At 67.2% G+C, this 26,760-nt stretch carries 27 protein-coding genes and 1 riboswitch; of the genes, 11 read left to right on the top strand and 16 right to left on the bottom strand.

All coding sequences use genetic code 11. From position 1 onward, the window contains the following. Window positions 1-22: 22 nt before the first annotated feature. Together ACODS4_RS06155 and ACODS4_RS06150 are read right to left on the bottom strand one after the other, a co-directional pair. Complete coding sequence (locus ACODS4_RS06155; protein WP_488861740.1) at window positions 23-1,363, bottom strand: GH1 family beta-glucosidase; 1,341 nt, start codon at window positions 1,361-1,363, stop codon at window positions 23-25. 82 nt (window positions 1,364-1,445) lie between these two features. Further along, entirely contained in the window at window positions 1,446-2,582 is a 1,137-nt protein-coding gene (locus tag ACODS4_RS06150) for a cysteine desulfurase family protein (protein WP_488861738.1), read from the bottom strand. Between the two features lie 99 nt (window positions 2,583-2,681). Further along, window positions 2,682-2,837: riboswitch (FMN riboswitch) on the top strand. Between the two features lie 137 nt (window positions 2,838-2,974). Here ACODS4_RS06150 and ribB point away from each other — a divergent pair. From ribB to ACODS4_RS06125, 5 genes are all read left to right on the top strand, one after another. Next, window positions 2,975-3,637 carry a 3,4-dihydroxy-2-butanone-4-phosphate synthase gene (gene ribB / locus ACODS4_RS06145; protein ID WP_488861736.1) on the top strand — a complete coding sequence of 221 codons (663 nt, stop codon included), beginning with the start codon at window positions 2,975-2,977 and terminating at the stop codon, window positions 3,635-3,637. 83 nt (window positions 3,638-3,720) lie between these two features. Then, the gene (locus ACODS4_RS06140) at window positions 3,721-4,305 is read left to right on the top strand and encodes a TetR/AcrR family transcriptional regulator (RefSeq protein ID WP_488861734.1); all 585 of its coding nucleotides are present in this window, start codon (window positions 3,721-3,723) and stop codon (window positions 4,303-4,305) included. A 35-nt stretch (window positions 4,306-4,340) separates the two neighbouring features. Continuing rightward, window positions 4,341-4,628, top strand: a complete 288-nt coding sequence (locus tag ACODS4_RS06135) for a YciI family protein (RefSeq protein ID WP_488861732.1) — start codon at window positions 4,341-4,343, stop codon at window positions 4,626-4,628. Between the two features lie 3 nt (window positions 4,629-4,631). Further along, entirely contained in the window at window positions 4,632-5,243 is a 612-nt protein-coding gene (locus tag ACODS4_RS06130; RefSeq protein ID WP_488861730.1) for a DNA-3-methyladenine glycosylase I, read from the top strand. 242 nt (window positions 5,244-5,485) lie between these two features. Next, window positions 5,486-6,295 (top strand): transglutaminase-like domain-containing protein, encoded by an 810-nt coding sequence (locus tag ACODS4_RS06125; protein WP_488861728.1) that lies wholly within the window; start codon window positions 5,486-5,488, stop codon window positions 6,293-6,295. Window positions 6,296-6,318: 23 nt separating this feature from the next. Here ACODS4_RS06125 and ACODS4_RS06120 read toward each other — a convergent pair whose 3' ends face one another. After that, window positions 6,319-6,531, bottom strand: coding sequence for a hypothetical protein (locus ACODS4_RS06120; protein WP_488861726.1), 213 nt, complete (start codon window positions 6,529-6,531; stop codon window positions 6,319-6,321). A gap of 16 nt (window positions 6,532-6,547) precedes the next feature. Beyond that, window positions 6,548-6,817 carry a hypothetical protein gene (locus ACODS4_RS06115; protein ID WP_488861724.1) on the bottom strand — a complete coding sequence of 90 codons (270 nt, stop codon included), beginning with the start codon at window positions 6,815-6,817 and terminating at the stop codon, window positions 6,548-6,550. A 215-nt stretch (window positions 6,818-7,032) separates the two neighbouring features. Between ACODS4_RS06115 and ACODS4_RS06110 the strand changes: the two genes are divergently transcribed. The 3 genes from ACODS4_RS06110 to ACODS4_RS06100 are packed head-to-tail and all read left to right on the top strand — an operon-like array spanning window position 7,033 to window position 8,195. Next, window positions 7,033-7,539 (top strand): hypothetical protein, encoded by a 507-nt coding sequence (locus ACODS4_RS06110; protein ID WP_488861722.1) that lies wholly within the window; start codon window positions 7,033-7,035, stop codon window positions 7,537-7,539. A gap of 52 nt (window positions 7,540-7,591) precedes the next feature. After that, a complete protein-coding gene (locus tag ACODS4_RS06105; protein WP_488861720.1) occupies window positions 7,592-7,924 on the top strand; it encodes a hypothetical protein in 333 nt (110 codons plus the stop codon). 10 nt (window positions 7,925-7,934) lie between these two features. Next, complete coding sequence (locus ACODS4_RS06100) at window positions 7,935-8,195, top strand: hypothetical protein (protein WP_488861718.1); 261 nt, start codon at window positions 7,935-7,937, stop codon at window positions 8,193-8,195. Between the two features lie 18 nt (window positions 8,196-8,213). On the opposite strand, the gene ACODS4_RS06095 is transcribed toward ACODS4_RS06100, so the two are convergent. The 9 genes from ACODS4_RS06095 to ACODS4_RS06055 form a co-directional block, all read right to left on the bottom strand. Then, entirely contained in the window at window positions 8,214-9,182 is a 969-nt protein-coding gene (locus ACODS4_RS06095; RefSeq protein ID WP_488861716.1) for an isoaspartyl peptidase/L-asparaginase family protein, read from the bottom strand. Between the two features lie 10 nt (window positions 9,183-9,192). Next, window positions 9,193-10,050 (bottom strand): M55 family metallopeptidase, encoded by an 858-nt coding sequence (locus ACODS4_RS06090; RefSeq protein WP_488861714.1) that lies wholly within the window; start codon window positions 10,048-10,050, stop codon window positions 9,193-9,195. Between the two features lie 7 nt (window positions 10,051-10,057). Then, the gene (locus tag ACODS4_RS06085) at window positions 10,058-11,137 is read right to left on the bottom strand and encodes a DmpA family aminopeptidase (RefSeq protein ID WP_488861712.1); all 1,080 of its coding nucleotides are present in this window, start codon (window positions 11,135-11,137) and stop codon (window positions 10,058-10,060) included. After that, the gene (locus tag ACODS4_RS06080; RefSeq protein ID WP_488861710.1) at window positions 11,112-11,990 is read right to left on the bottom strand and encodes an ABC transporter permease subunit; all 879 of its coding nucleotides are present in this window, start codon (window positions 11,988-11,990) and stop codon (window positions 11,112-11,114) included. The genes ACODS4_RS06085 and ACODS4_RS06080 overlap by 26 nt, the downstream gene beginning before the upstream one ends. Next, window positions 11,987-12,907: a glutathione ABC transporter permease GsiC gene (gene gsiC / locus ACODS4_RS06075; RefSeq protein WP_488861708.1), complete on the bottom strand. Its 921-nt coding sequence runs from the start codon at window positions 12,905-12,907 to the stop codon at window positions 11,987-11,989. Before gsiC ends, ACODS4_RS06080 begins: the two co-directional genes overlap by 4 nt. A 70-nt stretch (window positions 12,908-12,977) precedes the next feature. Beyond that, the gene (locus tag ACODS4_RS06070) at window positions 12,978-14,510 is read right to left on the bottom strand and encodes a glutathione ABC transporter substrate-binding protein (protein WP_488861706.1); all 1,533 of its coding nucleotides are present in this window, start codon (window positions 14,508-14,510) and stop codon (window positions 12,978-12,980) included. Between the two features lie 29 nt (window positions 14,511-14,539). Then, complete coding sequence (locus tag ACODS4_RS06065) at window positions 14,540-16,444, bottom strand: ABC transporter ATP-binding protein (protein WP_488861704.1); 1,905 nt, start codon at window positions 16,442-16,444, stop codon at window positions 14,540-14,542. Beyond that, a complete protein-coding gene (locus ACODS4_RS06060; RefSeq protein ID WP_488861702.1) occupies window positions 16,441-17,286 on the bottom strand; it encodes a D-amino acid aminotransferase in 846 nt (281 codons plus the stop codon). Before ACODS4_RS06060 ends, ACODS4_RS06065 begins: the two co-directional genes overlap by 4 nt. A gap of 61 nt (window positions 17,287-17,347) precedes the next feature. Continuing rightward, window positions 17,348-18,250 carry a MurR/RpiR family transcriptional regulator gene (locus tag ACODS4_RS06055; protein ID WP_488861700.1) on the bottom strand — a complete coding sequence of 301 codons (903 nt, stop codon included), beginning with the start codon at window positions 18,248-18,250 and terminating at the stop codon, window positions 17,348-17,350. 358 nt (window positions 18,251-18,608) lie between these two features. Here ACODS4_RS06055 and ACODS4_RS06050 point away from each other — a divergent pair, with 358 nt between their 5' ends. From ACODS4_RS06050 to ACODS4_RS06040, 3 genes are all read left to right on the top strand, one after another. Beyond that, window positions 18,609-19,616: a response regulator gene (locus ACODS4_RS06050; RefSeq protein ID WP_488861698.1), complete on the top strand. Its 1,008-nt coding sequence runs from the start codon at window positions 18,609-18,611 to the stop codon at window positions 19,614-19,616. Between the two features lie 144 nt (window positions 19,617-19,760). Then, complete coding sequence (locus ACODS4_RS06045; protein WP_488861696.1) at window positions 19,761-20,165, top strand: MerR family transcriptional regulator; 405 nt, start codon at window positions 19,761-19,763, stop codon at window positions 20,163-20,165. Window positions 20,166-20,219: 54 nt separating this feature from the next. Then, entirely contained in the window at window positions 20,220-21,845 is a 1,626-nt protein-coding gene (locus tag ACODS4_RS06040) for a 3-(methylthio)propionyl-CoA ligase (protein ID WP_488861694.1), read from the top strand. 37 nt (window positions 21,846-21,882) lie between these two features. On the opposite strand, the gene ACODS4_RS06035 is transcribed toward ACODS4_RS06040, so the two are convergent. From ACODS4_RS06035 to ACODS4_RS06025, 3 genes are all read right to left on the bottom strand, one after another. Then, the gene (locus ACODS4_RS06035; RefSeq protein WP_488861692.1) at window positions 21,883-22,902 is read right to left on the bottom strand and encodes a hypothetical protein; all 1,020 of its coding nucleotides are present in this window, start codon (window positions 22,900-22,902) and stop codon (window positions 21,883-21,885) included. Between the two features lie 147 nt (window positions 22,903-23,049). Next, window positions 23,050-23,727, bottom strand: coding sequence for a response regulator transcription factor (locus tag ACODS4_RS06030; RefSeq protein ID WP_488861690.1), 678 nt, complete (start codon window positions 23,725-23,727; stop codon window positions 23,050-23,052). A 445-nt stretch (window positions 23,728-24,172) separates the two neighbouring features. After that, entirely contained in the window at window positions 24,173-26,758 is a 2,586-nt protein-coding gene (locus tag ACODS4_RS06025; protein ID WP_488861688.1) for a tetratricopeptide repeat protein, read from the bottom strand. Between the last annotated feature and the right edge of the window lie 2 nt (window positions 26,759-26,760).

The following is a 26,760-nucleotide window of genomic DNA, read 5'->3' as shown; positions in this document are numbered from 1 at the left end:
TTCGGCGTGCGGCGCGAGAGGTCTACCCCGGATTGCGGGATTGGCGGATCAGATCGGCGTACCAGCGGGCGGACTCCTTGGGGATGCGGGCCTGCGTCGCGTAATCGACGCGGACGATGCCGAACCGCGTGCCGTAACCGCCGCCCCATTCAAAATTGTCCAGCAGCGACCAGACGAAGTAACCGCGCACGTCGGCCCCCTCCGCCCGCGCCCGGCCCATCATGCCGATACAGTCGCGCAGATAGGCGACGCGCGCGTCGTCGATCACCCGCCCGTCGGCGTCGGGCGTCTCGTCGGCCTTCGTGCCAAAGCCGTTTTCCGTCACATAGATCGGCAGCCGGTAACGCTTGGTCAGATCCAGCAGAACATCCCGGAAGGCGCTGGGGTCATAGGGCCAACCGACGTCGGTGCGCGGCATTTCGGGCGGCGGCGAGCCGAAGCCGAAGCCCCAGATCAGGCTGTCGTCCTTGCGGCCATAGACCGGGGCGTAGTGATTCAGCCCGAACCAATCCACCGGGCGGGCGATGCGCGCCATGTCGCCGGGTTGGACGTAGGGTTCGATGGCGGCGGCGACGCGCGGCGGGTAATGGGCGCGCAGTTGGGGATCGGGGAAGGCCCAATTCCAATGCTCGTCGAACAGGGCGGCGGCCTCGACATCCTCCGGCTTGTCGGTTTCCGGGCGCATCGGCTGGACGCTGTGCACCGCGCCGATGGAGGCGTTGGGAACCAGCGCCCGCAGAGTATCCACTGCCGCGCCATGGGCGAGATTGACATGGTGGATGACCTTCAGATGAACCGCCCGGTCGGCGACGCTGGGCGCCCCCCAGCCAAAGGCGTAGCCGAACAGGGTGAAGACGGAAAATTCGTTCACCGTCGCCCAGCGCTTCACCCGGTCGCCGTAGCGCTTGGCGCAGAGCGCGGCGTAATCGGCGAACCAGCCGACGCTGTCGCGGTTCGACCAGCCGCCCAAATCCTGCAAAGCTTGGGGGAAATCCCAGTGATACAGGCAGAGCCAGGGTTCGATCTTCGATTCCAGCAATCGGTCGATCAGCCGGTCGTAAAAATCCAACCCTTTCTCGTTGGGCGCGCCGCGCCCGCGCGGCAGAACGCGCGGCCAGGACACCGAAAAGCGGTAGGCGTCCAACCCCAGACCGGCCATCAGGGCGACGTCGTCGGCGTAACGGTGGTAATGGTCGCAGGCGACGTCGCCGTTCTCGCCATTGTCCACCCGGCCTTTCAGGTTGCAAAAGCTGTCCCAGACGCTGGGCGCGCGGCCATCCTCCTTCGCCGCGCCTTCGACCTGATAGGCGGAGGTCGAGGCCCCCCACAGGAAATCTTTGGGAAAGGCCGGGCTGTCGGTCATGGCGGAACGCCTTCCAGGGTGATGTCGTCCCATCAGCCTACCCGTTTCCCGTGCGGGGGGAAGGGGCTGAAAGGTCGCTGGCTCAATCGGCCATAATCGCCGCGATCAGCAGAGCGGCGGCGCGCTCCACCTCGTCCGCCGTGGTGGTGCGGCCCAGACCGAAGCGCAAGGTCGCGTGCGCCTCCTCTACCGACCGGCCCATCGCCAGCAGGACGTGCGAGGGTTCCGCCGCGTCGCTGTGGCAGGCCGATCCGGTGGACAAGGCCAGATCGGGCAGGCCGAGCAGCAGATCGGCGGCGTCCAGGCCGGGCAGGGTGACGCTCAGGCAACCCGGCAGCCCATCCGCCGGGCTGTTGCGGCGCAGCCCCGGCAAGGCGGCGGACAGGAGGAACCACAGCCGTTCGCGCAACCAGGCGATCCGCCGGGAGTCCTCCGCCGCGCGGTCGCGGGCCAAGCGGCAGGCCGCGCCCAACCCGACGCAGAGCGCCGTCGGCAGCGTGCCGGGGCGCAAGCCCCGCTGTTGTCCGCCCCCCGCCGATGGCGGGCGCAGCGCCGCCCCGTCGCGCGCCGCCAGCGCCCCGATCCCCATCGGGCCGCCCAGCTTGTGGCCGGACAGGCTGAGAAAATCCAGGCCAAGCCCGTCCATCGACAGCCCGCCGCCGCCCGCCGCCTGGGTCGCGTCGCTGTGGATCCGCGCGCCGCGCGCCCGCGCGACGGCGGCCAATTCCGCCAAGGGTTGGAGCGTCCCAACCTCGTTGTTCGCCGCCATCACGGAGACCAGCGCCGGGCCGGGCGCGCGGCCCTGCGCGCTCTCAAGCGCCGCATCCAGCGTCGCCGGGGCGAGGCGCCCGTCGGAATCCACCGGCAGGATCGTCACCGGGCAACCCCGCCGCCGCAATTCCGGCAAACAGCCCAACACGCTGGCGTGCTCGACGGCGGAAACCAGACAGGCCGCGCCCGGCGCCGCGCCGCCCAGCAGGGCCAGCGCGTTGGCCTCCGTCGCGCCGGAGGTGAAGAGAACCGCGCCCGGCGGCGCGTCGATCAGGGCGGCGACCTCCGCCCGCGCGGTTTCGATGGCGTCGGCGGCGCGCCAGCCGGGTCGGTGCGTGGCCTGCGGGTTGCCGACCGCCGCCGGGGAAAACCACGGCAGCATGGCGTCCAACACCAGCGGGTCGAGCGGCGTCGAGGCCAGATGGTCAAGGTAGATCGGCGTCGTCATCCGTTTTCCGCCATGCTCCCGCGCGTCGTCGAACCGTTGACAGGCGCCAAGCCGTCCGGTTACGCAAGGGTGCCGTCCCTTGTGGGGCGGCGTCCATACGCTTGTTCTCAGGGCAGGGTGAAATTCCCGACCGGCGGTATTCCGTTCTTCCGAACGGGCAGCCCGCGAGCGCCCATCGCCCCCGTGGCGGTGGGGTCAGCAGATCCGGTGCGACGCCGGGGCCGACAGTCACAGTCTGGATGGAAGAGAATGAGCTGATCTCGAAGGCGTCCGCGCAGCTGCGCGTGGGCGTCGTCGCGGATCCGCGCGCGGCGTTCCGGGGCCTCAACCTTGGCGCGCCGAACCCTCTTTTGCGCCCTGATTCAGGCTCGCCCAATCCAGGAGTGAGTGACATGAATCAGATCAACCACCAAGACAGCCTGCTCAGCCCCTTCGGCGATCCGCAGGAGCGGGTCGCCCGCGCGGTCGAGGCCGTCCGCAACGGCGGCGGCGTCATCGTCGTGGACGATGAGGACCGCGAAAACGAAGGCGACGTCATCTTTCCCGCCGACAGCCTGACGGTCGCGCAGATGGCCCTGCTGATCCGAACCTGTTCGGGGATCGTCTGCCTGATCCTGACCGACGAGCGTCTGAAAAGATTGGAGTTGCCGCCGATGGTGGCGTCCAACTCCTCGCGCTTTGGCACCGCCTTCACCGTGTCGATCGAGGCGCGGGTTGGCGTGACCACCGGGGTGTCCGCCGCCGACCGGGTCGTCACCGTCAAAACGGCGGTGGCCGACGATTGCCGACCGGAGGATCTGGCCCGCCCCGGCCATGTCTTTCCGATCCGCGCCCATCCCGGCGGTCTTGCCGTCCGCCGGGGCCACAGCGAGGCGACCATCGCGCTGATGCGGTGGGCCGGACGGACAGAGGCGGGGGTGCTGTGCGAGGTGACGAACCTGGACGGATCCATGGCGCGGTTGCCCGATCTGGTGGTCTTCGCCCGCGAGCATGGCTTGCCCATCGTCAGCATCGCCGATCTGGTCGCCGCTGAAACGGCGCAAGCCGCCGCCTGATCGGTCTTGACCTCTCTCGGACGATTGTCCTATTGTTCGATTGGGACAATTGTCCGAGAGCTTGGTCAAACCAAGGGGCAGGAATGAACGGCGCGACCACCCGCGAACAGATCGTCGAAGAAGCCGACCGGCTGTTCCATGAACGGGGATTTGACCATGCGTCTTTCGCCGACATCGCCGCCGCCGTGGGGATCTCGCGCGGCAATTTCTATTATCATTTCAAGACCAAGGACGAGATTCTCGACGCGGTCATCGCCCGACGTCGCGCCAACGTTCAGCAAACGCTGGAGCGATGGGAGAGCGAGGGCGCTTCCCCCGCCGACCGCATCCGCCGCTTCATCGGCATCCTGGTGACGAATCAGACGGCGATCATGCGTCGTGGCTGCCCGATTGGCACGCTGTGCGGCGAGTTGGCGAAGCTCGAACACCCGGCGCAGGTCGCGGCGGCGGGGCTTTTCATCCTGTTCCGTGACTGGCTGTCGCGGCAGTTCGCCGCCCTTGGCCGCGCGGAAGAGGCCGAGGATCTGGCCATGAGCCTGCTTGCCCGCAGTCAAGGCGTGGCCGTGCTGGCCAACGCCTTTCACGACGACGCCTTTGTTCAGCGAGAGGTGGCGGATCTGTGCGCGTGGCTGGACGACCAGCGCCCCGATCACGCCTCGGCCCGCTGACGATTCTTTTGTCTCAACGATCAGGAGGAGCACGTATGTTTGTCGTGACGCTGCGATTTTCCGCCAACAAGGTGCAAGCGCGGACGCTTATGGACGCGCACAACGCCTGGATCCAGCGCGGCTTCGCCGACGGGGTGTTCCTGCTGACCGGCGGTCTTGAGACGGGCGCGGGGGGCGCGGTCCTGGCCCACGGCGTCACCCGTGCGGATCTTGAGGCCCGCGTGGCCGATGATCCTTTCGTCGCCGCCGACGTGGTGCGGGCGGAGATTCTGGACATCGCGCCGGGCCGCGTCGATCCGCGTCTGGCCTTTCTGATGGGGTGAGCGATGAACGCGACGATTCCCGGCCCGGATGGCCGACCCCGCTGCCGCTGGTGCGCGGCGGCGCCCGAGTTTTTCGCCTATCACGACGCCGAATGGGGTTTTCCCGTCGGCGACGACCGGCGTCTGTTTGAAAAGCTGTGTCTGGAAGGCTTTCAATCGGGTTTGAGCTGGCGGACCATTCTGGCCAAGCGGGAGAATTTCCGCGCCGCCTTCCACGGCTTCGACATGGATCGGATCGCCGCTTTCACGGACGACGACGTGGCGCGCCTCTTGACCGACGCGGGCATCGTCCGTCATCGGGGAAAGATCGCGGCGGTCGTCAACAACGCCCGCCGCGCCCAGGAGTTGGTTCGGCAGGAAGGTTCGCTCGCCGCCTATGTGTGGAGTTTCGAGCCGTCCCCCGCCGATCTGCCGCCGCCGCAAACCGTCTCCACCTCGGCGGCGTCGGTCGCGCTGTCGAAGGATTTGAAAAAGCGTGGCTGGGCGTTCGTCGGGCCGACCACGGTCTACGCCTTCATGCAGGCGATGGGGCTGGTCAACGACCACGCCGAAGGCTGCGCCATCCGCGCGGAGGCCGAACGGGCGCGGGCGACCTTCATCCGTCCGCAGCGCTGACGGCGCGCGATTGCGCGCGAAATGGGCAAATACGGATTATTTTTCAGGCGCTTCCCGTGTTCTCGCGTGGGGAGGCGCCTTTTTCTCATCGCAGGGTGGTTCCGTGACGAATCAATGGTGGCTGGTCGGTTGAACCGCGTGCCATGATCGTCGCGTCGGGGGCTGTCGCCCCCTGTTGTTCCGGTCAGCCCGGTCCCCCTTCGCCCGCTTCAGCGCCGGGCCTTTCCTGTGGAGACTGTTCCATGCGCATTCGTCTGGGCTACGAGTTGACCTATTCCTTCGCCGCCCCGACTCCGATGATCGTCCTGCTGAACGTGCATTATTCGCGGGTCGCCGGTCTGGAAAGCCCCGATCACATTTTGCCCAACCCGCCGGTTCCCATTCAGGGCTACCGCGACAGCTTCGGCAATTGGTGCAGCCGTCTGGTCGCGCCCGCCGGTCTTTTTTCCCTGACCACGGACAGCGTCATCCGGGACGATGGTCAGCCCGATCCCATCGTGGTGAACGCGATTCAGCACCGTGTGGAGGATTTGCCGACGGACGCGCTGCTGTTCCTGTTGGGCAGCCGCTATTGCGAAACCGACGTGCTGGCGGACGAGGCGTGGCGGCTGTTCGGCGCGACGCCGCCGGGCTGGGCGCGGGTGCAGGCGATTTGCGATTTCGTCCACAACCACATCGTCTTCGGTTACGAGCATTCGCGCCCGACCCGCACGGCGGTGGAAGCCTACGCGGAGCGGCGCGGCGTGTGCCGGGACTACGCTCATCTGGCCGTCGCCTTCTGCCGCTGCATGAACATTCCGGCGCGCTACTGCACCGGCTACATCAGCGACATCGGCACGCCGCCGCCTTATTCGGCGGGGGATTTCGCGGCCTGGATGGAGGTCTATTTGGGCGGGCGCTGGCATGTGTTCGACCCGCGCAACAACGCCCGCCGGATTGGCCGCGTTTTGATCGCGCAGGGGCGCGACGCCGCCGACGTGCCGCTGACCCACACCTTCGGCCCCAACACGCTGACCGGCTTCCGCGTCTGGACCGACGAAATTCCGGGCTGAAATTTCGGTTGGACGGGGCGGGGTTATTTGCGCGGGGCGCGCGGCTTTTTGGCGGGGGGCGTCAGATCGGCGGGCAGTGGGCGCCACCCGGCGATGGTGCGCGCCCAGCGCCCCGCCTCGTCGTCGTTGTCCAGGCCGGGGATGTGCCGTCGCAGAATCAGCACCGCCGCCGTCACCCCGCTTTCGGTGTAGGCGGTGCGGATCGCGGCGGCCATGGCGTCATCGACGACGAACATCGGGTTGGGTCTTTCATCAAATCCAGGGGTGACGCGCGGCGCGGACGCCAAGCCACGCCGCGATCAGCAGCGCGCCCGCTCCGCCGACCAACATCAACGGATTCGCCGGGGCGCCGGGGGCGTCGGGTGGTCGGGATTGTCCATTCCAGGGCCGTTGCGCGATCAAATCGCGGGATCGTTCCTGCGCCCAGGCGGTTTGCGCCTGTTGGGCGGCGGCGATGGCCTCATCCGACCCGGACCGGGGGACGCCATTGAACAGCAGGACGCCGCCAACCACGGCGAACATCAGGCAACCCGAAAAAAGGATGGTGTTTCGTAATGTCATCGTCACCTGAACCTAGGCCTGTTGAGGATAAATTTCAATGTTTCCGCATGAGTTGACTGATAAAATTCAGAAATTCTTCTGAAAAATATTTCATGCCATTCGGTTTGATAGTGTTTTGAAATTCACCGAATTGCGCCCATAGTGATGAAATATCTTTGAAAACAACTGAATCGGCGATGACAAACGGCAAAGAGACGCCCTTCGCCTCGCGCGGCAAGGATGAACGGTGGGAGCGGGTGGCGTTTCTCACCGGCAAACTGGCGGCGAGCGTCGGTTCGGCGCGGGAAGCGAATCCGCATCCGCTGGGCAGCCTGTCCGCGCAGGGCTGGTTCGCCGGCTGGCAGGCTCACGACGGCGAGGCGGCTCCTTCTCCGCCCCGGCGCGTCCGCATCGCCGTGAAGCTCTCGCCCGTTCCCCGACCGATCCGACTGGAAAGCGACCTGACGATGGACATGATCGAACGACTGCCGGGCATGGGCGACGACGACCTTCGCACCCTGGGCGTCAACGCCGAACGGCTGGCCCTGACCGGCACGCCCAAGCAAAAGGCTTCGGCGCAGGCGGTTCTGCCCGCCATCCAGGCGGAAATCGCCGAGCGGCTGGCCAAGAAGATCGCGGCGGCTCCACCGAAAAGCGCGGCCACCTTGAAGCGGAAAGCCGCCGCCGCTGTCCGCCCCGCATGATTGTCTTGCGGCGGCCCCTTGCAAGTTGTGTCCGCACGGCTGGAGACGCGCCATGAATGGCCAGAAATACCATGTCGGCCAGATCGTCCATTTCGCCGAACCGGAGGTGAAGCGCGGCGCCCCGCGCGGCGACCACCGGGTCGAACGTTTCCTGCCGCCGGACGCGGGCGAGTATCAATACCGGGTCAAGGGGTTGGAAAGCGGGCGCGAACGGGTGGCGCGGGAAAGCCAGCTTGGCGGGCAGATGGCCGTCGAAACGCTGGCGCAAAGCCTGTATGAGGCGGAAAACGCGACGAAGGCGCCATGGGCGCAGCGTGATCGCACGATCCGCGCCCCGTGGCTGAAAGAAGCCCTGCGCCAGCTCGCCAGCCCGGAAAAGGTATGAGTCACGACCGATGTTTGAACGCAAAAGCCAACGCACTCTGACCTTCACCAAACCTTTCCGCTTGTCGAGCGTCGACGGCGTGCAGCCGCCCGGCGCCTACAGCGTCGAGATCGAGGAAGAACTGATCGAGGGGCTGTCCTTCCCGGCCTACCGCCGGGTGTTGACGGTCATCCTGCTGCCAGGGCCACCCGGCAGCGGGATCTTGGTGCAGGCCGTCACCGTCAACGGCGACGAGCTGGACGAAGCCGAACGGCTCGACGCGCTGCCGTAACGGCGATCTTTCCGCCGTTCACCGGCTGACCCGGTAATCCTCGCGGTGGATGGCGGTCAGCAGCGGGCCGTCGGCCTTGGCGATGCCCCGGTACATGCCCGAACAGTTGAAGGGCAGCGACACCCGGCCCTCGCGGTCCACGGCGACCAGACCGCCCGACCCGCCGATGGGGCCAAGCTGGCCGACCACCACCGCGTCGGCGGCCTCGAACAGCGATTGCCCGCCCCAGCGCATCCGCGCGGCGATTTCGTGGGCGACGACGTGGCGGATGAAATGCTCGCCATGGCCGGTGGCGGAAATCGCGCAAGTGTCGTTGTCGGCGTAGGTTCCCGCCCCGATCAACGGGCTGTCGCCGACCCGGCCCGCCGCCTTGGCCGTCATGCCGCCGGTCGAGGTGGCGGCGGCGACGTCGCCATGGACGTCGCGGGCCACGGCGCCGACGGTGCCGTGGCGGCGCTGCTCGTTCCCATCGTCGGGCGCGCCGGAGCGGCGGAAGGCGAGTTCCGCTTGCAGGGCGTCCCAGCGGGCTTGCGTGAAGAAATAGGGCGCCTCCTCCATCGCCAACCCGGCGCGGCGGCACAGATCCAGCGCGCCGTCGCCGATCAACAGCACATGGTCGGTGCGTTCCAGGACGGCGCGGGCGGCGAGGATCGGGTTGCGCGGGCCGAACAGACCGGCCACCGCGCCCGCCGCGCGGGTCCGCCCGTCCATGATCGCCGCGTCCATCTCCTGCGTTCCGTTGGCGGTGAAGACCGCGCCGCGTCCGGCGTTGAACAGCGGTTCATCCTCCAACGCCATGACGGCGGCGGTGACGGCGTCGAGCGCCGCGCCGCCAGCGGCCAGCACGTCGCGCCCGGCGCTCAACGCCACGCGCAATCCGGCGTGATAGGCGTCCTCCAACTCCGGCGTCAGTTGGGCCGGGTCGATGGTACCGGCCCCGCCATGGATGGCGAGCGCGAAGGGCTGCGGGGTGTCGTCATGGGTCATGATTCTGCGCTCAACGGAGGGAGGCCGACATGGCCGACAGGCTGTTGATCCAGCCGAGGATCCCGGCCATCCGGTCGGCGGTCAAGCGGATGGTGACGGGGTCGAGGCGGACGGCGACGGGAATCAGCGCCGCCAGATCGGCCAGCGCCGGGCTGTTCATTTCGATTTCAAGGCGGTAGGGGGCGCCGACGCTTTCCGGCGGGATGCGGAAGGGCGTGACGCGCGCCGCGCGTTCGACCGCGCGGCGGCTGGCCGCGCGCAGTCGGTCGCGCGCGATCATGGGCGCGACGGAACGGGCGGCGCGTTGGCCCAACGCCTGTTTGACCACCACCCGCTCAGCCTCGGGGAACAGCGGTTCGATCTCCTCGGCGAAGCGGTCGTCGCCCGACAGCAGGATCACCGGCACGCCGAGTTCGCCCGCATACGCGCCGTAACAGCCCGCCTCGCCCAGTTCCAGCCCGTTCACGCGGACCCGGCCAAAGGCGAAGCTGTTGGTGGTGTGGGCGAGAATCCCAGCGCGGCGGGCCGACCCGTGGAAACCCAGACACAGCACGCCCGCGAAATCCGGCTCCAACCCGGCGAACATGCCGTTGGGCTTGGGACGGCCCAAAATAAGGTCGGCGGCGGGGTGCAACTCGTCGGGCAGCAGATTGAGCATCGGGCCGTGGCTGTCGTTCACCAGGATCTCGGTGGCTCCGCCCGCCAGCGCGCCTTCGATGGCGGCGTTGACCTCGGCGGTCATCAGGCGGCGGGCGCGCTCATATTCCGGGTTGCCCGGCGTCACCTGGTTGGGGGCGACCACCCCGGCGACGCCCTCGATGTCGGCGGAGATGTAGATCTTCAAAGGCAGGCTCCCAGCGGTCAGCATAAGGCGATCAGAATGATGTGGTCAAAAGGGCGGACAGGCAGGGGCGGGTCGCGCCGTCCCGTCCGGTCACGGGGGCGGCGGCGACCAGCGCGTCGAGAACCGCCTCCTGCGTCGCCTCGGCCATCGCCTCGAACAGGGCGTCGATGCGGCGTTCGTTCAAGACGCGGAAGGGGATGCTGTCGGCGGTTTCGTCATGGTCGATCCGGTTGGCGGTGGTGAAGCCCAAGGCGATGTCGCCGCTGCCATGGCCCCAGAAGGAGCCGACGCGGGCCAACCCCACCCCGGCGCGGCGGATCACCCGGCGCAATTGCCGATGGTCCAACGGCGCGTCGGTGGCGGCGATGACGATGACGGATCCCTTTTCCGGATCGGAGTCCTGCGGCGGCGGGCCGACGCGCCGCCCGTCGGGCAGGCGCAACTCGCCCGCCCGCCCAAAATTCGCCAGCACCAAAACGCCCAGGTGACAGCGTTCGCCGTCCAGTTTCAAACGACGCGACGCTGTGCCGATTCCGCCCTTGAAGCCGAAACAGGACATGCCGCGCCCGGCCCCGACCGAACCGACGGCGACCGCCGACCCGTCGGGGGAGGCCAGGGCCTCGGCCAGCGCGGCGGCGGCGTGCGCCTCCGTCACCGCCATCGCCTGGATGTCGTTCAGGGGACCGTCGTTGCACTCCATCACCACCGGGTTGACGGTCGCGGTGGTCCGACCGATGTCGGGATTCGCGGTGATGGCGTGGCGGATCAGCGCGGTGGCGACCGTGCCGACCGACAGGGTGTTGGTCAGCAGGATCGGTGTTTCCAGCGTCCCCAACTCCTCCACCTGCGTCAGGCCGACGCTTTTGCCGAAGCCGTTCAGCACGTCGGCGGCAGCCACCGGCTTGTCGCGGTAGAGGTTGCCGCCGTGCGGCAGGATGGCGGTGACGCCGGTTTGCGTCGCGCCGTCGCTCAGCGTGCAATGGCCGACGCGCACGCCGGGAACGTCGGTGATGGCGTTGCGCGGCCCCGGTTTCAACCGCCCGCAGGCCAGCCCCAGATCGCGGGCGCGGCGCGGGGCGGCGGCGTCAGCGCAGCTTGGGGTCGAGGGCATCGCGCAATCCGTCGCCAAGCAGGTTGAAGGCCAGCACCGTGAGGAAGATCGCCAGACCCGGATAAAAGGTGACGTGGCTGGCGACGCCGATGTAGCTGCGCCCATCGGCCAGCATCGCCCCCCATTCCGGGCTGGGCGGCTGGGCGCCAAGCCCGATGAAGCTCAGGCTGGCCGCCGTCAGGATCGAGGTGCCGATGCGCATGGAGAGGTAAACGATCACGCTGGGCAGCGTGCCGGGCAGGATGTGGCGCAGCATCAGCATGCGGTCGCGCACGCCGATGGCGCGGGCGGCGTCGACATAGACCGCTTGCTTCAACGACAGCGTGCTACCGCGCACCAGCCGGGCGAAGACCGGGATGGAGAAGATGGCGACGGCGTAGACGACGTTTTCAATCCCCGGCCCCAGAACGGCGACGATGCCGATGGCCAGCAGAATGCCGGGGAAGGCCAGCAGCACGTCGCACAGCCGCATAATCAACGAGTCGATGAACCCGCCGCGAAAGCCGCTGATGAGGCCCAACGTGATGCCGACGATCCCGCCGAGCAGAACCGACAGCAGCCCGACCGACAGCGAAATCCGCGCGCCCCACAGGATGCGGCTGAAGATGTCGCGCCCATAGGAATCGGTCCCGGCCCAATGCGCCCAGGATGGCCCTTCGAGCACCCGGTCGTAATCGAAGCCCGCCGGGTCGTAGGGGGCGATCCAGGGCGCGGCGGCGGCGGCGAGCGCCAGCAACAGCAGGCTCAGCCCGGCGACCACGGCGGTGCGCCGCCGCAGGAACTTGCGCCAGAACTCGCCCAGCGGAGAGCGAATGGAATCGGTGGCCGTCGCGGCCTGCGCGGTCGTGCTCATGAGTAGCGAATCTCGGGGTTGGCCAGCGCGTACAACACATCGACCAGCAGGTTGATGAGGATGAATTCCAACGAAAACAGCAGGATTTCCGCCTGAATCACCGTGTAGTCACGGTAGGACACGCTGTCCACCAGCAGCCGCCCCAGCCCCGGCCAGGAAAACACCGTTTCGACGACGATGGATCCGCCCAGCAGAAAGCCGAATTGCAGGCCGACCATGGTGATGATCGGAATCATGGCGTTGCGCAGCGTGTGTTTCCACACCACCAGCCGCGACGGCACGCCCTTGGCCCGCGCGGTGCGGACGTAATCCTCGCGCGCGATGTCGATGAAGGCGGAGCGGGTGAAGCGCGCCATAACCGCCGCCACCCCCAACCCCAGCGTCAGCGACGGCATGACGAAATGTTGCCATGTGCCGTAGCCGCTGGTCGGCAGCCAGCGCAGTTGCACCGAAAACAGGTCGATCATCAACAGACCGAGCCAGAAGGACGGAAAGGCGATGCCCGACACCGCGACGAACATGCCGACGTGATCCTGCCAGCGCCCGCGCTTGGTCGCCGACGCCACGCCGATCAACAGCCCCGCCAACGTCGCCCAGGCCATCGCCGCGCCGGTCAGATACAAGGTGGGCAGGAAGCGGCTGCCGATCTCTTCGGCGACCGTCCGTTTGGTCTTCATCGACCGTCCGAACTCGCCCTGGACCGCGTTGCCGAGGAAGCGGCCATACTGGACCCACAGGGGCTTGTCGAGGCCGAGATCCTGGCGCACCAGTTCAATGTCGCTGGCGCTGGCGTCGCTGCCCGCCACCAGCCGCGCCGGATCGCCGGGCAGCAGATGGACGAAGCCAAAGACGAAGACGGAAATCACCAGAAGCACCGGGATGATCCCGGCGACGCGACCGACAAGATATTTCAGCATGGGGCAATCGTCCCGGAAAAGAAGGCGCGGGACGCGCCCGACCGTTTGGCCGGGCGCGTCCCGCTGGCGCTCACTGGATGTCGGCGTCTTCGATCTGCAAGCCGCCGTCGGCGACCTGATTGAGGCCGGTCAGGCTCTTGGTCTGGGCGGCCAGCAGATTTTCAACGCCAAGGAACAGCCACGGGGCGTCCTTCCAGATCTGCTCCTGGGCGACGCGGTAGGCTTCGGCGCGCTTGGCGGTGTCGGCGGTGGCGATGCCCGCCTCAATCGCGGCGTCCACCGTCTCGTTTTTGTAATAAGCGACGTTGAAGAATTTGGGCGGGAAGCCCTTGCCCCACAGCAGCGGACGCAGACCCCAATCGGCGTCGCCGGTCGAGGCCGACCAGCCGCCATACTGCATCTGCACGGTGGCGTCCTCCGGCTTTTCCACGCCCCAGACGCGGGCGGTTTCGACGCCCGCTTCCAGCGGCGTGACCGTCAGCTTGACGCCGACCAGGGACAATTGCTGCTGGACGAACTGCATGCCGCGAATGAAGTTCGTGTTGTTGCGTCCGAACATCTCGGCTTCAAAGCCGTTCGGGTAGCCAGCCTCGGCCAGCAGCGCCTTGGCCTTGGCCACGTCATAATCATATTGTTGGGCTTGCGGGACGTGGAAGCCCAGCTTGGGCGGCAGCGGCGAGGGCAGCGGCCCGGCGTAGCCGCGATAGACGATCTTGGCCCAGGCGTTCTTGTCGATGGCGTAGTTCAACGCCTGACGAACGCGGACGTCGTTGAAGGGCTTTTTCATCGTGTTCATCGCCACATAGCGCGCGATGATCGACGGACCGCTGATGACGCTGAGGGCCGGGTTCTTTTCCACCATCGGCGTCATTTCGGACGGCAGCGGATAGACGAACTGCGCCTCGTTGGTTTGCAGCATGGCGATGCGGCTGCCGTTTTCCGGCACGCTGCGGAAGGTCACGCTGTCCACCTTGGGCAGGCCGGGCTTCCAATAATTGGTGTTCTTGACCGCCAGCATGGTGTCGGCCTGCCAGCTCACGAACTTGAAGGGGCCGGTGCCGACCGGGTGCCGACCGATGTCCTTGCCATAGGTTTCCAGCGCCTTGGGGCTGTGGATCATGGCGCCGGGATGGGCGAGGTTGTTGTTCAGCGCGCCGAAGGGTTGCGACAGCTTCAACGTGATGGTGTGATCGTCCACCACCACGGTTTCGGCCAGCATAGACAGCAGGCTCTGGCGCTTCAGCTTGTTGGCCGGGTTCGACAGACGGTCGAAACTGGTCTTCACGGCCTGGGCGTTGAACGGCGTGCCGTCGTGGAAGACGACGCCCTTGCGCAGCTTGTAGGTGTATTCGGTCGCCGTGTCGTTGACGGTGAAGCTTTCCGCCAGTTGCGGAATCAGCTTCATGTCCTTGTCAAAGGCGAACAGGCCCTGGAGCATGGTGCGGGTGGCCGACTGCGACAGGGTGTCGTTGACGTCGGCGGGATCCAAGGTGGTCAAATTGTCGGGAACGCCGACGACCAGATCCTTGGCGGCGAAGGCGGCGTTGGTCAGCGCGGTGCAGCAAAGCAGACCGGCGACCAGGGGAAGGGCGAAGCGCGTCACGTGAACTCTCCCGTTTTTTTGATTCAGAATCAGAAATCGCCGCCGACCGCGTGGCGGGCGACGTAGTGGTCATTCCCCACCGCGACCAGCGGCTGGACCTGCGGCTCGTCGCCGAGGTTGCGGATCGGGCTGGGGATTTCGCCGGTCAACAGCGTCAGCTCTCCCGTGCGTCGGCTGGGATCGGCGACTGGCACCGCCGCCATCAGGCGGCGGGTGTAGGGGTGCTGGGGATTCTCGAACACCGCCCGGCGCGGGCCGATTTCAACGATCTGCCCCAGATACATGACGGCGACGCGGTGGCTGATCCGCTCCACCACCGCCATGTCGTGCGAGATGAACAGATAGGACAGCCCGCGCTTGGCCTGGAGATCCATCAGCAGATTGACGATCTGCGCCTGGATCGACACGTCGAGCGCCGCCACCGCCTCGTCGGCGATGATGAGTTTGGGATCGCAGGCCAGCGCGCGGGCGATGCAGACGCGCTGCCGCTGGCCGCCGGAAAATTCGTGCGGGTAGCGGTGGGCGTGTTCCGGCTTCAGGCCGACCTGGGTCAGCAGATCGGCCACCCGCTCCTCGATGGCGCGGCGGCGCGACAGGCCGGGGCGGCCGTTGGGGACGTAATCATGGACCAGCATCGGTTCGGCGACGCTGAATCCCACGGTCATGCGCGGGTTCAGCGAGGCGAAGGGATCCTGGAAGATGTATTGGATCTTCTCCTTCAGCTTGGCCTGACCGTTGGAATCGAGCGCCACCGTGTCCGTCCCGTCGAAGCGGATGGCCCCGGCGGTCGAGCGTTGCAGCCCCATGATGGTGCGGCCCGTGGTGGATTTGCCGCAGCCCGATTCCCCGACCAGCGCCAGCGTTTCGCCCGGACGCACCGAGAAATTAACCCGCTCCACCGCGTGGACGCGGGCCTTCAGCGTGCCGAACACACCCTTGCGGACGTCGAACCGGGTGACGAGGTTGGACACCTCCAGCAGCGGGGCGGCGGCGTGCCGCACCGTGTCCTGTTGGTGGATGGCGGGGGCTGTGTCGCTGTTCGCCCCATCGCTTTTGCCGGCGTCGTCCACCACCAGCAGGGGGAAGCGGGCGGGCAAATCCTGGCCGCGCAGCGCGCCCAGCTTGGGCACCGCCGACAGCAGGGCCTTGGTGTAGGGGTGTTTGGGGGCGGCGAAGATCTGTTCGACCGTCCCTTCCTCCACCTTTTGGCCGCGCCACATCACGACGACGCGGTCGGCGACCTCGGCCACCACGCCCATGTCGTGGGTGATGAAGATCACGCCCATGCCCATGTCGCGCTGCAACAGCCGGATCAGGCGCAGAATTTGCGCCTGGATGGTGACGTCCAGCGCCGTCGTCGGCTCGTCGGCGATCAGCAACGACGGGCGGCAGGACAACGCCATGGCGATCATCACCCGCTGGCGCATGCCGCCGGAAAGCTGGTGCGGGTGGCGGTCGAGCAGGCGGGCCGGTTCGGGGATGCGGACCCGTTCCAGCATGCGCAGCGCCTCGGCGCGCGCGGCCTTGCGGTCCACGCCCTGATGCAGCATCACCGCCTCGGCGATCTGGTCGCCGATGGTGAAGACCGGGTTCAGGGACGTCATCGGTTCCTGAAAGATCATGGCGATGTCGTTGCCGCGCATGCCGGTCAACTCTTCCGCCGGGGGAAGCGCCAGATCGCGTTCCCGCCCGTCGCGGCCCCGGAAACGGATGGCCCCCTTGGTGATCCGCCCGCCCGCGTAATCGACCAGCCGCATCAGCGACAGCGAGGTGACGGATTTGCCGGACCCGGATTCGCCGACGATGGCCACCGTTTCGCCCGGAGCCACCGAAAAGCTGACGTCATCGACCACGGTGATCGGGCCATGTTCGCCCTGAAAGGCGACCGACAGCCCTTCGACCGACAGAAGGCGGTTGTCGGCGGGCGCGTTCATCGGCCCTGGCTTTCGGCGAAGAGGGCGGCGACGCGGCTCCACACCGGGCCGGGCTTGCCGGTTCCGACCAAACGACCGTCGATGGTGGTGACGGGGGTGATTTCCTTGGTGGTGCTGGCGATCCACACCTCGTCCGCCGCAGCCAGTTCGATGGCGCGGACGTCGCGCTCGACAAAGGGCAGGCCCGCCGTCGCGGCCAAACGCTGAATCACTTGGCGGGTGATGCCGACCAGGATGCGGTGATCGGCGACCGGGGTGGCGATGACGCCGTCCTTGACCACGAAGACGTTGGTCGCCGCGCCTTCGGTGACGAAGCCGTCGCGGATCTGGATGGCGTCGGTCACACCGGCGTCGGTGGCGGCCTGCTGGGCCAGCACGCTGCCCAACAAAGCAATGCTCTTCAGATCGCAGCGGCCCCACCGGATATCGGGCATGGTCAGGGCGGCGACGCCCTGCTCGCGCCAGGAATCGGGCGGGCGCTTCAGCGGGCTGACCATGCCGAAGACGGTGGGCGTCACCCCGGCGGGAAAGCCGTGGGCGCGGGCCGCCGCCGCGCCGCGCGTGACTTGCAGATAAACGGTCAGATCGCCGTTGACGCCGGACTCCGCCGTCAGCCGTTCCAGAATGGCCAGCCAATCGCCGTCGCTCATCCCGGTTTCGATGCGCAGGGCCGCCAGACCGCGTTGCAGGCGGGCGACGTGGGCCTCGGCCTCGAACAGGCGCCCGTTGTAGGCCGCCGTGACCTCATACAGACCGTCGGCGAACAGAAAGCCGCGATCAAGCGGCGACACCTGAACCTGATCCAGCGGCAGGTAACGCCCGTTCCAGTAAGAGATGGTCATCGGTTTCAGCCCTGGTTGAAACGAAGGAAAACGGCGGTCGGGGGAGCGACGGAGCGGCGCGTCATCGCTCCCCCCGGCCCGGTTTGGGGACGACGTGCAGATAGGGCAAAATGCGCTCGGCCATGTCGGCGGCGCGGTCCACCGTGTTGTTGCCGCTGCGGGCGAGCGCCGCGCCCAGCGCCATAATCAACGCCATCATGCCGGTGGTCGAGCTGTGCAAAACCCCATGATCGGCCCCGGCCAGCAGAGTGACGTCGGCCAGCGGCACGACGGGGGAGTCGGGGGAGTCGGTCAGCGCCAGCGTGCGCGCGCCCTGTTCCCGGCAATGCTGGACATGCTCCACCGTGCGGCGCGAATAGCGCGGGGTGGTGATGGCGATCATCAGGTCGCCGGGCTGAACCTTCATCAAGCGGCGGATCGAGCGTTCCGGCCCGGCGAACTCCACCGCCGCGCTGGCGCAATCCACATAGGGGTCGAGCATGTCGGCCAAAAAAGTCGCCATATAGGCGCTGTCGCCCATGCCGCAGGTGTAGACGCGCTTGGCGCTGCGGATCAGGCGGATGGCCTCTTCGCACTGCTCGGGTTGCAGCAGATCCAGGGTGCGGGCGATGTTCGCGGCGTCGCAGGCCAGCGATTCCCGCATGATTTCGGCGTTGGAGGTGTCGCGCGACACCGCCGCCCGCAGCTTTTCCACCGGGGCGAAGGTGGATTCAAAGGCGCGCAGCAGATCGTCGCGGAATTCGGGATACCCCTCATACCCCAGCGCGGTGGCGTAGCGGTTGACCGAGGCGACCGACACCTCGGCGGCGGCGGCCAATTCGCCGATTTTCAAGGTGGCGGTGCGGAACGGGTAGGCCAACGCCCAGGCCCCGACCTTGGCCAGCGCCGGGGGCAACCGGGTCTGGTGCTGCTGCATCCGCATCAGCAGGGATTCGGTCGCGGCGGGTGGGGTGGGCTGGTCCATGCGTCGGCGTCTCGGTTCGTGAGGTGTCACCAGCGATGGATTACTCAGTTACACAAATCGCCTATTTCTGTAAATCCATTTTCATGTTGATGCGTGCCGAAACACCCTCCGGCGCGGGCGGCGGTGGGGTCGTTGGGTTCGGCCATGTGGACCAGTTGGGGCAGGGCGAGCACGAGGCCGAAGACCAGGGCTTGGGCCGCCAGAAAGGGGAGATTTCCACCCCCGCCGACGCTGACGGTCGTTCGCCTCTTCCATCGTCTGGGGGGCAACCCTACTCTGGGTTTTTCTTCGCAGAGCGCCAATCGTTACGATTTGTTGAGCATGGGGCTTTATGGTGCCCATCACGCAGGTGATTTGAGTGAGTCTGACGTCCGACATGCTTCCGTCCGGTTATGGCGCTCTTGAGATCCTCATCGTCGACGACATTGCGAACACCCGACAGATTCTGCGGGCGATTCTGCGTCACCTGGGCTTTGCCCGCGTCACCGAGGCGAGCGGCACGACCGAAGCGCTGGAGATCATCAAGGAAATCGGTCCCGATCTGGTTTTCACCGACTGGGACATGCCGGGCGCCAGCGGCCTTGATTTGATCCGCATCGTCCGCAGCCATCCCGAATCGCCCGATCCGACGCTGCCGATCATTCTGCTGACCGCGCATGGCGACCGGCAGTATGTGAAGACGGGCCGCGACGCCGGGGCGACCGATTTTCTGGTCAAGCCGCTCGCCCCGGCGCGCATCCGTGACCGGATTCTCGACGTGGTCAGCCGTCCGCGCGGCTTCGTGTCCGCCCCTGGCTACAAGGGGCCGGATCGGCGACGGCTGGACCGACCGGTGGCGCAGGACCGCCGCGCGCTTGACGCTCCGGCGTCCGACGTCGTTCTGCTGCCGCCCGACGGGTTGCTGATGGCGAAGGTGTCGGGCGACGAGATGGCGGTCAAGCGCGCCTTGCAAAGCCGGGTGTCGATTCTGCGCGCGCTGGCGTCGCCGCCGCAGGAGCGTTCGACGGCGGGGATGATCGCCGCCGCCAACGCCGTCGCCGTCCGTGAGGATCTGGACCGGCTGGTCAGCGAGGCGTTGAGCGCGCTGGACCGTTGCGCCGACACGCTGTCGCGCATGGGCGAGCCGCTGGAGCGGTTTCGTCGCGGCGCGCTGGATCGGATGCCGTCCTCGGCGGGGCGGGTCATCGGATCCTTGCAGCGTTTGATCGCCGATCCCGCGCGGGTTGCGGCCGATCCGGGAATCATTCGTCTGCATCTGCTGGCCATCCGCGCCATGCTGCGGGTCGGCGCGGATCCGGGGGCCGAACGGACGGCCGCCGAACTGGCCAACCAGATCGAGGCGCTGATTCAGCGTCGGTTGGATTGATGGGCCGGTCAAGCTTGACGAGGCGGCGCTGTGACGGAACGTCGCAGTCTGTCGTCACGCGCCCCACATAAAGCGCGCTTTAGATCATTAAAGTTGACTTTGCAAATTGTCCATGGCGGAATCGTCGGCGTGGGGAGGGGGTCCATGACCGACAAGAACCGGGTGTACGGCGTCACCGAACTGGCGGCTGAGTTCGATTTGACGCCGCAGGCGCTGCGTTTTTACGAGGAAAAGGGGCTGCTGTCGCCGCAACGGGCGGGCGGGCGGCGGGTCTTCACCTACCGTGATCGGGCGCGGCTGATTCTGATTTTGAAATTCCGCCGCGTCGGCTTTTCGTTGGAGCAGATCGCCGAGTATCTGGCCCATTACCGTTCCGGTCGGCCCAGCGCGCGGCAATACCTCGACGGGCTGACGAAAATCCGCGCCCGGCTGGCGGCGCTGGAGCGAATGCAGACGGAAATCGCCGAGATCGTTGGCGAGTTGAAAGCGATGGAGCAGGACGCCGAAGGGCGTCTGGCCGCCTGTGAACCGGCGCTGGCCGCCGATTGAGCGCACAATCAAACGAACAAACCGAAACGAATCAAAGAACTGGGAGAGAAACCGATGCTGCGTGGATTGATGATGGGCGTGCCGCTTTTGGTGACGACGGCGTTGCGCCACGCCGCGCTGTACCACGCCGACACGGAAATCGTGTCGCGCACCACCGAAGGGCCGATCCATCGCTACAGCTACGCCGACGCCTGGGCGCGCGCGCAAAAGCTGGCCCACGCGCTGGCGAAACTGGGGCTGGAGCCGGGCGACCGCATCGGCACGTTGGCCTGGAACGGCTATCGCCATCTGGAATGCTATTACGCCATCGGCGGTTCCGGCATGGTCTGCCACACCATCAACCCGCGCCTGTTCCCCGAACAGATCGCCTACATCGTCAACCACGCGCAAGACCGCGTGCTGTTCGCCGATCTGACCTTCATCCCGTTGCTGGAGGGGCTGGCCGAGCATCTGGCCGGGGTGAAGGCCGTCGTCGTGATGACCGACGCCGCCCACATGCCGACCTCCAGCCTGCCCAACCTTCTGTGTTATGAGGATCTGCTGGCGGACCAGCCCGACCAGTTCGATTGGCCGGAGCTGGACGAGAACGCCGCGTGCAGCATGTGCTACACCTCCGGCACGACCGGCCACCCCAAGGGGGTGATGTACAGCCATCGTTCGGCCATGCTGCACGCGTTGGCGGCCTGCCTGCCCGACGTGTTCGATTTGTCGGCGTCCGACGTCGTGCTGCCCGTGGTGCCGATGTTCCACGTCAACGCCTGGGGCATTCCCTACGCCGCGCCGATGGTGGGGGCCAAGCTGGTGCTGCCCGGCGCCAAGCTGGACGGCGCCAGCCTGCATGAGCTGTTCGTGAGCGAAGGCGTGACCAACACCGCCGGGGTGCCGACGGTCTGGTTGGCGTTGCTGAACTGGTTGGACGCCAACAAGAAGGGGCTGGGGGGGCTGCGCCGCGTCGCCATCGGCGGTTCCGCCTGCCCGCCGATCATGATCCAGCGCTTCAAGGAGCATGGGGTCGAGGTTCTGCACGCTTGGGGCATGACGGAAACCAGCCCGCTTGGCCTCGCCAACATGCCCAAGGGCAAACACGCCGGAATGAGCGCTGAGGACGCGCTGGCGCTGGCCTCCAAGCAAGGGCGTCCGATTTGCGGCATCGAGTTCCGCGTTCTGGACAGCAACGGAAACGACGTGCCGCGCGACGGCAAAAGCTTTGGTCGGTTGCTGGTGCGCGGCTCCTGGGTCTGCTCGTCTTATTTCGGCCTGGACTCCAGCCCGGCGCACGAGACCGTCCCCGGCTGGTTCGAGACGGGCGACGTGGTGACGATGGACGCCGACGGCTATGTGCAGATCGTTGACCGCACCAAGGACGTCATCAAATCGGGCGGCGAGTGGATCAGTTCGATTGATCTGGAAAACATCGCCGTCGGCCACCCCGCCGTGCAGGAGGCCGCCGCCGTCGCCATCCCCGATGAAAAATGGGGCGAGCGCCCGTTGCTGGTCGTCGTGGTGAAAGAAGGCGCCAGCCTGACCAAAGAGGAGCTGTTGGCGGTCTTCGACGGCAAAATCGCCAAATGGTCCATCCCCAACGACGTCCGCTTTGTCGAGTCGCTGCCGCACACCGCCACCGGCAAGCTGTTGAAAAGCAGCATCCGCGACATGGTGACGACTCCGCCCGCCGTGTGATGACGCTCGTCGGATGATCCAGCGGGGAGCCGTTCGGTCAGACGGTTCCCGGCTCGGTCGTCCCATCGGCTTGATCGGTTGTTGGGTGGGTGGTGTTGCGCAGGATCAAGATGGTCTGATCGTCGTCCGCCGCCGTCCCATCGCGCAGCAGGACGGCGGCGGCCAGAGTCGGATCCACGTTGTGCAAGTTGCGTTCGATGAACAGCACCGGCAGGCGGGCGCACCCGTCGCTGTGCAGGATGACGTGATCGCCCGCCGTCCAGACAAGATGAACGCAGGCGGGAATTTGCGGGTTGTAGCCGACCATGGCCCAGCGCGCGGCGAGCGACGTGACTTTGCGGTCGCGGATGACGGCTCCGGCGACGGTGCCCAACGCGGTGTAATCCACGGCCTCTCCGCTGATTCGCAACACCGCGACGGTGCCGGTCTGCGTGTCGGCGATGTCGCGCCGGATGGCGCCAATCACCATCTGCGGCGACAGGCCGGGGGTGGTCGCGGCAACCACCGCTTCGACGCGGCGGGCGCTGGCGCTGGCGCCCGGCATGCCATCGACGACCATGGCCACGCCGTTGTTGGGGTTGTCGCACCGAAAATACCAGCCGTCGCCACAGGCCTCGGCGCCGGGGCGGGCGACCATCACCGCCCCGACATCGACCACGGATCCGGGAAATGGCGCGTCGGCGGCGTTCATGGGCCAGATCCGCGCCAAATGGGCGCTGCCGACGAAGGGGGTGGCGTGTGTTGTGAACTGGTCGGCTTGCGCGCGGGCCGCCGCCAGCGCGGCGGCGCCAGGATCGGCGTCTGTGGAGTTGGCGGGCGGGTTTCGGTCGAAGGTGAGGCACTCCACCCCTTCGGCGCCCCAGCGACGCATCAAAAACGTGCCTCCGCCGGATAAAAGACTGGCGCGCTCGCCCAGCGCCGCCACCACGGCGTCCAGACGTTGGCGGTCAATGTCGAAGAGCCGCCCCTCCGCCAAGCGCATCGCACAGCGTCGCGCCGTGTTGATGTCGGCGGTTGACGCGACATCAACACGATGATGGCAATGCGTGGGCAACATAAGAAGGCTCCACTGAACACGGTGTGGGATCAACGCGCGGGAGTGTAAGGCCAGCGGCGGCGCTAACCCAAGCGTTAGCCTGCCATATGGACGACAACCCTAGCATCACACCGTTTTTCACCCCCAATCTCTCGCTTGGGGGATGGATCAGGGGGCGACCACTTCGACCATAGCGGGCATCATGGGGATCGAGCGTGGGATGCTGTGGGCGCGCAGCATTTCCGCCGCTTCCCAGAGTCGGCCCAAACCGACGATCGACCGGCAGCCGGTTTTCTCCATGATGCGGGCGCGGTGGACCTCCACCGTCTTGATGCTGATGCCCAGATCCCAGGCGATGGTCTTGCTCTGCTTGCCTTCGACGATCAGGCGCAGAACCTCGGCCTCGCGGCGGCTCAACAGCGTCAAACGGCGAACGGCGTCGCGGCTCCGGTCGCGCTGTTGGGCGTAGGGGCTGTCGGTCGCCAGACAGGCGCGGACCCGATCCAGGAAGGTCGGCGTGGCGAAGGGGTGCGCCAGGCAGTCGGTGGCCCCCGCCTTCATGGCGCTGACGGCGGCGTCCACATCGCCATGGTCGGTGATGACGAGGACCGGCAGATCATGGCCGTGCAGTCCGGCTTCGGCGATCAGTTCCTGAGCGGTCATGTCGGGCAGCTCGCTGCGCACGACCAGACAGGCCGAGCCGGTCCCCAGGACGGACAACGCGTCGGCCCCGGTGCTGTGAACGCGGCAGGCGATGCCGACGGCTCCCAAAGCGCGCGCCAAGGTGCTGCGCAGCAGCAGGTCGCCGTCAACGATATGAACAAGGCAATCGGTTTGCGTGAACATCAGAACGGCCCTCCACCACACAGATCCAAAACCGATGCTGGCGCCGGTTTTGAGCGCTTGATGATCCGTTGCTTTCACGAACCACCATCTTGAAACCCAGTGTAGCGGCGATGGCCTGCATATTTCTGCATGCACGAGGGATAGCGGAGCGGGCAAATGGGATAGCTGGGATAATATCCGGGGAAGAGGTGCGGATGAAATCAGAGGAGCTAGGATAGTAAAATAATGGCTGCAAATCGCAAATTTTGAAAATCTGGTGATTACTGCCGCGTGGATTGAGGGGATTCGGCGCGAATAGAAAGCGCCGGTTTCCGATTGGAGGTTTTTGATATTGGGCGACTAAAGGATATTGCAGAGGAAAAGAAATTTTTGCGCACTCATAGAATCAGAAAATTTCTCAGGCCGCGCTTGCTCCGTATCGCCGCGACTCGGGCTGCGGAGGGCGTCAGGAGCGGGCGGATTGAATCCAGTCGCGCCACAAGATCCGGTAGGCTTCCTCCAAATGGCGGGCGAAGCGTGGTCCGTCACACACAGGGGAGGCGGCCATCCGATCCCGCAATCCCGCCCGCAACAGGGCCAACCCCGCGCGGTCCTGCGCCAACCCGGCGGCGATGTCCAGATAGGCGTCGGCGTCGGCGGCGATGAGTTCGGGAAGCCCGGCGGCGGTGAGATGGGCCACGGAGTGGCGGGCGCAAAAGCGATCCCCTCCGCCCAGCGTCACCACCGGAACGCCCATCCACAGGGCTTCCAGGGTGGTCAGCCCGCCGGAATAGGGGAAGGGATCCAGCGCCACGTCGATGCGGTTGTACCATCCGGGCAGATCGGCGTGCCGGGCGGCTCCCGACAACTCCACCCGCGTCGGATCGCCGCCCAACCCGACGATGGCGGCCAGCAGCTTGGTCCGCACGCCCGCGTCGTCGAATTGGTGCGTTTTCAGCAACAGCCTTGCCGTCGGCAGGCGGTTCAGCAGGCGCGCCCACAGGGCCAAGGTTGGTTCGGACAGCTTGGTCCGGTTGTTGAAGCAACCAAAGGTGACGTGACCAGCGCCGTCGCAGGGCGGCGGGCCAACGGCGGGAGCGTTTTCCCGTGGCAGGACGCACACGTAATCATCGGGCAGGCGGACCACCCGTTCGACCACGCTGGCGTCGCTGCCGGGCGGCATCTGGCGCGGGCAGGCGATCAGGGCGTCCATCGCCGACAGGCCGGTGGTGCCGACGTAACCGGCCCAGGTGGCTTGGACAGGGGCGGGCTTGCGGGCGAACAGAGGCAGCCGGTTGTTGGCGGTGTGCCCGGCCAGATCAATCAGGATGTCGATGCCGTCCGCCGCGATCAACCCCGCCGCCGCCGCGTCGTCCAGGCCATGGATGGAGCGCCAATGGTCGGCCCCGGCGATCAGGCGGCGGGTCATGCCGTCTTCGCGCGGTTTGGCGTTGTAACAAAAAACCTCCACCGCCGCGCGGTCGTGGGCGGGCAGCAGGGGGGCCAGGAAGTAGCCGATGGGGTGATAGCCGAAATCGGCGGAAACATAGCCGACGCGCAAACGGCGCTCCGGGTCGGGCGCGTTGGGGTGGCGCCAGCCCGCGCGCGGGGCGTGGGGGCGGCCATGCCGGTCGTCCCACAGCCGGTGTTCGGCCAGCAAGGCTCCTGCCGTCACTTTTGGGCTGTATTGCAAGGACAGCAGCAGGTTGGAATGCAGATCGGCGCGGTCGGGAGCCGTCACGACGGCGCGGCGGTTGTCGGCGATGGCCGCGTCGAGGTCCCCCAGATCCTGACGGATCACCGCCCGGTTGGCCAACCCGCCGACCAAAGCGGGGGCGAGCGCCAGGGCGCGGTTACAGGCGTCCAAGCCGCTGGAGATCCGCCCCGCCCGTCGCAGCATCGCCCCGCGATAGGCCCAGCCGTCGGCGTCGAGCGGCGTCAAGCGCAGCGCCCGAGCCATCAGCGCCGCCGCCGCGCCCGGCTGGTCCAAACTTTCGCAGACCAGGGCCAAATTGTTGAGAACCGCCGAAACGTCGGGGGTCAGAGCGGCGGCGACCCGCGCCTCGGCTATGGCCCGTTCGGGCTGGCCAAGGTCGCGCTGCGCCAGCGCCAGATTGATCCGCCCGCCGCCCAGATCGGGGCGCAAGACCACCGCCCGACGGAAGGCGGCCAGCGCGTCGCGCGCCCGACCGACGCGGCGGGCGTGCAAGCCGCGCGCGTTCCAGGCCTCGGCGTCGGCGGGGGTCAGGGCCAACAGGCGGCGCAGATGCGCGTCGGCCAGGGTGGGGCGATCCGCGCGCAGTCGGGCCAGAGCGGCGTGCAGATCGGGGGCGTCGGGCCGCAGCCGCAAGCTCCAGCCTTTCAACCGCTCGGCGTCGGCGGCGTCTCCGACGCGAAGCCGACAGCGCGCCAACCCGGTCAACACCGAGGCGAAGGCCGGATCCAGCGCCAGCGCGCGGGCGTAACCCGCCATCGCCCCCTCGGCGTCGCCCGCCCGGTCGAGGGTCATGGCGAGGTTCGTTTGGGTTCGGGCGTCGAGCGGCGTCAGGCGCACCGCTTCGGTCAGCGGCTCCACCGCTTCGGACGCGCGGCCCAGCGCCCGCAGGACCAGCCCCAGATTGTTCCAAGCTTCGGCGTGGGTGGGGGCGTGGGCCAGCAGGGCGCGGTAGGCGACGGCGGATTCCTCGCGCCGCCCGACGGCGTCCAGACACGCGGCCAGCCCGAACCCGGCGTCCACCCGCTGCGGCGCCAGCGCCAACGCGCCCTGATAGGCGTCGATGGCCTCGGCGGTTCGCCCCAGCGCGCGCAAGGCGTTGGCGAGGTTGACATGGTGATCGGGCGCTGTCGGGCCATGCCGCACGGCCAACGTCAGCAGCGCCGCCGCGTCGGTCAACCGCCCGGTCTGCGCGCACAGCACGCCGTGCAGATGAAGCGCGGCGGCGTTTTCCGGGTCCACCTCCAGGATCCGGCCATAGAGCGTGTCGGCCTCCACCACCCGTCCGGCGAGGTGATGGTCGAGCGCCAGCGCCAGGGCTTCGTGAATCGTGGCCATGC

This window comes from Azospirillum sp. FG154 (assembly GCF_057809575.1).
Note: the sequence above shows the minus strand (reverse complement) of the source record. Positions and strands in the feature narration are given on the sequence as shown.

Bases quoted from the DNA above. Each gene is read 5' to 3' on its own strand.
- ACODS4_RS06155 (WP_488861740.1), bottom strand. From the start codon at position 1,363: ATGACCGACAGCCCGGCCTTTCCCAAAGATTTCCTGTGGGGGGCCTCG.
- ACODS4_RS06150 (WP_488861738.1), bottom strand. From the start codon at position 2,582: ATGACGACGCCGATCTACCTTGACCATCTGGCCTCGACGCCGCTCGAC.
- ribB (WP_488861736.1), top strand. From the start codon at position 2,975: ATGAATCAGATCAACCACCAAGACAGCCTGCTCAGCCCCTTCGGCGAT.
- ACODS4_RS06140 (WP_488861734.1), top strand. From the start codon at position 3,721: ATGAACGGCGCGACCACCCGCGAACAGATCGTCGAAGAAGCCGACCGG.
- ACODS4_RS06135 (WP_488861732.1), top strand. From the start codon at position 4,341: ATGTTTGTCGTGACGCTGCGATTTTCCGCCAACAAGGTGCAAGCGCGG.
- ACODS4_RS06130 (WP_488861730.1), top strand. From the start codon at position 4,632: ATGAACGCGACGATTCCCGGCCCGGATGGCCGACCCCGCTGCCGCTGG.
- ACODS4_RS06125 (WP_488861728.1), top strand. From the start codon at position 5,486: ATGCGCATTCGTCTGGGCTACGAGTTGACCTATTCCTTCGCCGCCCCG.
- ACODS4_RS06120 (WP_488861726.1), bottom strand. From the start codon at position 6,531: ATGTTCGTCGTCGATGACGCCATGGCCGCCGCGATCCGCACCGCCTAC.
- ACODS4_RS06115 (WP_488861724.1), bottom strand. From the start codon at position 6,817: ATGTTCGCCGTGGTTGGCGGCGTCCTGCTGTTCAATGGCGTCCCCCGG.
- ACODS4_RS06110 (WP_488861722.1), top strand. From the start codon at position 7,033: ATGACAAACGGCAAAGAGACGCCCTTCGCCTCGCGCGGCAAGGATGAA.
- ACODS4_RS06105 (WP_488861720.1), top strand. From the start codon at position 7,592: ATGAATGGCCAGAAATACCATGTCGGCCAGATCGTCCATTTCGCCGAA.
- ACODS4_RS06100 (WP_488861718.1), top strand. From the start codon at position 7,935: ATGTTTGAACGCAAAAGCCAACGCACTCTGACCTTCACCAAACCTTTC.
- ACODS4_RS06095 (WP_488861716.1), bottom strand. From the start codon at position 9,182: ATGACCCATGACGACACCCCGCAGCCCTTCGCGCTCGCCATCCATGGC.
- ACODS4_RS06090 (WP_488861714.1), bottom strand. From the start codon at position 10,050: ATGCTGACCGCTGGGAGCCTGCCTTTGAAGATCTACATCTCCGCCGAC.
- ACODS4_RS06085 (WP_488861712.1), bottom strand. From the start codon at position 11,137: ATGCCCTCGACCCCAAGCTGCGCTGACGCCGCCGCCCCGCGCCGCGCC.
- ACODS4_RS06080 (WP_488861710.1), bottom strand. From the start codon at position 11,990: ATGAGCACGACCGCGCAGGCCGCGACGGCCACCGATTCCATTCGCTCT.
- gsiC (WP_488861708.1), bottom strand. From the start codon at position 12,907: ATGCTGAAATATCTTGTCGGTCGCGTCGCCGGGATCATCCCGGTGCTT.
- ACODS4_RS06065 (WP_488861704.1), bottom strand. From the start codon at position 16,444: ATGAACGCGCCCGCCGACAACCGCCTTCTGTCGGTCGAAGGGCTGTCG.
- ACODS4_RS06060 (WP_488861702.1), bottom strand. From the start codon at position 17,286: ATGACCATCTCTTACTGGAACGGGCGTTACCTGCCGCTGGATCAGGTT.
- ACODS4_RS06055 (WP_488861700.1), bottom strand. From the start codon at position 18,250: ATGGACCAGCCCACCCCACCCGCCGCGACCGAATCCCTGCTGATGCGG.
- ACODS4_RS06045 (WP_488861696.1), top strand. From the start codon at position 19,761: ATGACCGACAAGAACCGGGTGTACGGCGTCACCGAACTGGCGGCTGAG.
- ACODS4_RS06040 (WP_488861694.1), top strand. From the start codon at position 20,220: ATGCTGCGTGGATTGATGATGGGCGTGCCGCTTTTGGTGACGACGGCG.
- ACODS4_RS06035 (WP_488861692.1), bottom strand. From the start codon at position 22,902: ATGTTGCCCACGCATTGCCATCATCGTGTTGATGTCGCGTCAACCGCC.
- ACODS4_RS06030 (WP_488861690.1), bottom strand. From the start codon at position 23,727: ATGTTCACGCAAACCGATTGCCTTGTTCATATCGTTGACGGCGACCTG.
- ACODS4_RS06025 (WP_488861688.1), bottom strand. From the start codon at position 26,758: ATGGCCACGATTCACGAAGCCCTGGCGCTGGCGCTCGACCATCACCTC.